The 3,235-nt window shown below is 33.4% G+C and carries 2 protein-coding genes; one reads left to right on the plus strand and one right to left on the minus strand.

All coding sequences use genetic code 11. From position 1 onward, the window contains the following. Positions 1-1,144, plus strand: a 1,144-nt coding sequence (locus ACKI3Q_RS01965) for a DUF11 domain-containing protein (protein WP_407413763.1), incomplete at its 5' end; no start/stop codon positions are given. Between the two features lie 447 nt (positions 1,145-1,591). On the opposite strand, the gene ACKI3Q_RS01970 is transcribed toward ACKI3Q_RS01965, so the two are convergent. Further along, entirely contained in the window at positions 1,592-3,064 is a 1,473-nt protein-coding gene (locus ACKI3Q_RS01970) for a sodium-dependent transporter (RefSeq protein WP_407413765.1), read from the minus strand. Positions 3,065-3,235: the final 171 nt, after the last annotated feature.

The following is a 3,235-nucleotide window of genomic DNA, read 5'->3' on the forward strand; positions in this document are numbered from 1 at the left end:
CTGGACAATCAACGTAACCAACAACGGACCTGACGATGCAATAAACACAATACTAGACGACATATTACCTGAAGGATTAATATACATCTCAGACGACTCACATGGCGCATACGACAACGAAACCGGCAGATGGACAATAGGAGACTTACCAGTAGGAGAAACAGTTACAATAACAATCACAACAGTTGTAAACGCTACAAACACAACAATAACCAGTGATGTTAATGTATCATCCGATACCTACGACCCTAATATGAACAATAATAAGGACAACAGCTCCATTACTGTTCTTCCTGAGGCCGACTTGGAAGTTGAAGTATTGGTTTCCAATGCTACACCTAATTTAAACGACAAAATTACCTGGACAGTTATTGTTACCAACAACGGTCCTGACACTGCTGTCAATACACAAGTATCCTATAAGCTACCTGAAGGATTAGTTTATAATGGAGACAATTCAGGTGGAGCTTATGATGTCAATACAGGTATTTGGAATATAGGAAATCTCGAACCTGGTCAAACAGTCATCTTGAATGTTGATACTAGTGTAATTGTTCCTGGCATTGACATTACTTGTAATGCATCCGTTTCCTCAGACACATTTGATCCGAATATGAATAACAACTATGCTAACAATTCAACCAGAGTTCCTATGGCTGATTTAGAGCTTATCAAAACAGTTAATGTTGATCACGCATATGTTGGAGACCAAATCATATTCAACACTGAAGTAATAAACCATGGTCCTGACGCTGCAGTCAATGTAATCGTATTCGATAATTTACCTTCTGAGTTAGAAGTTATTGACTTTGTTCCATCAAAAGGTACTTACGATAAAAACACTGGCATTTGGACTATTGGATATTTAGCTCCAGGCGAAAAAGTTACACTTAGTGTTGTCACTAAAGCTTTAAAAGAAGGAACATACACCAATGCAGCATTTGTTTCAAGTGATACTTATGATCCTAACATGTCCAACAACAATGGCTCTGCAAGTGTAGTTATTAAAGATGTGCCTAAAGACGGAAATGACACTAATGTAAAACCTCCAGTCAACACATTGCCTGCTGCAGGTAACCCAATCCTAATGGTTATCTTAGCATTGTTCTCTGTTGCTGTCGTATCTATAAGAAAAAAACATTAAAACGGGAAATTAACTTTTCCCACCTTTTCTTTTTTTTAACCGATTTCTAAATTAATTAATCATTATGAAAATTTAACAATTAAAACATGCATAAATCAATTTCTATTTTTTCTAGCCGATGGTGTGAAATGTATTCTAACTTGAAGATTTATACCTCCCTATTCTTTTTCTTATACATGGCAAACTTAAAATCAAATGAATTTATTATAGTAATGAAATAAATGCAAAATACATTTCATTAAAATCATGGAAAAGTATTTACTTTTGATTTAATCAACTGGAACTTAAAGAATTATGATGGCAATATCGAATCGCATATCCCAAAAAAATATGATATGAAAAATACGAAACATTAATCCAGAAAAAAGTAAAAATCACTAGTTTGAACCATTCCAGCTTGTAGAAGCAGAAAAATTCTTGCACAATAAAGCTAAAAATGAATATGAATCATTCATTCCATTCAGGATTAGTGGCTTTCTTAAGGGTTAATATCACACAAACCACATAAATTATTAATGCAGTGGTAATTGTAATGAGTAACTTATCAAACGTATATGAATTCAATACAGCAAACATTCCGCCAATCCAGATAATCATTAAAAATAATGGAAGAAGATATTTTACAATAAACAGCCAGGTTTTACCAATTTTAACTGACTTTGATTTGGAATTTAAAAAATCAATAAGTTTTTCAGCCTTGAATATCCAGGCAAATAGTATGCACTCCAAAACAACACAGAACAATCCGGAAATTTGATTAATATATGTATCAATATACTCAAGCAATGAGGAGCCGAAAGATGTTGCATAAACAAGGGCTGCCAAACCGCCAACTATACACAATATTGTTACAGTTCTCTTACGTGAAATATTGAATTTGCTTTGTATTGAAAATGATAATGGTTCAATCATAGATAAAATGCTTGTAATTCCAGCAATATAAATTGTTAAAAAGAATAATGGTCCTAGAATATAAGCCAAGTCACCTAAAATGTTAAATACAGTAGGGTATATTACAAATATCAGTCCGGTTCCCTGGTCGATAATATTTGCAATAGGAGTTGCTGTCTGCAAAGACATATAGCCCAAAACTGAAAACACAGCAATAGCAGCGATATTTTCAAAAAATGAATTTGCAAAAGCGATGATGAATGTATTGGAAATTATGTCTATGTCTTCCTTAAGATAACTGGCATAGGTTACTGTTCCGGACAATCCTATATTTAAAGAAAAGATTATTTGACCAAATGCCAACATCCAAACATTAAAATTAGTCAGCTGTGACCAGTCCGGATTGTATAATTCACTGAGTCCTATTGAAGCTCCCGGAAGGGTAAGTGAAAAAATGACTATTACAATCATAATAATGAAGAGCAACGGAACAAAAATCTTTGATACTTTTCCTAAACCGCTTTCCAGATCCCTATGGGATACGAACCAAACCACAATCCAACCGACAAGAGTAGAAATGGCGATTACAGGAATGAAATTAAGCAAACCCCAATAACTAGTTGAAGCCTGCATGAGCATACTTGAGTAGAAAATACTCGGATTTGCTCCCCATCCTTTTGATAAACTTAAAACACCATAAATTAAGTCAATACCTAAAATACTAGAGTAATAAATCATTACCATCAATAACGATACGGGGATTAACCATCCCAGAAATTGCCATCTTGAATCTATTTTTGTAATGGTCTTTGCATAAGATGATTTGAATTTGAGTCCCATCCCATATTCCAAAATTAAAACAGGAATACCCATTATTAAAATAGCTATGATATAAGGGATGAAAAATGCTCCTCCTCCACTGGAGTAAAGCACATAGGGATATCGCCATATATTTCCAAGGCCAACTGCAGACCCAATCATTGCAAGCACAAATGTCAGCTTGCTGTCCCACTGATTTTCATTAGTCATAGTATTTTTCTACCAAAGTTATATAATGTAAATATATTATTTAGACATTATATATTTTTGTAAAATAGTCATTAGTTCTAATTTATTGTTATTTTTAAATTCAGAGATGTAAGTGTGTACTTACATGCGAAAAACATTATATATGAATAAAAAAAAGATTATAATTAACAA

Source organism: Methanobrevibacter sp., from assembly GCF_045636185.1.
In the GTDB taxonomy this organism is placed as follows: domain Archaea; phylum Methanobacteriota; class Methanobacteria; order Methanobacteriales; family Methanobacteriaceae; genus Methanocatella.

Coding starts and splice junctions, on each gene's coding strand:
- ACKI3Q_RS01970 (WP_407413765.1), bottom strand. CDS start 3,064: ATGACTAATGAAAATCAGTGGGACAGCAAGCTGACATTTGTGCTTGCA.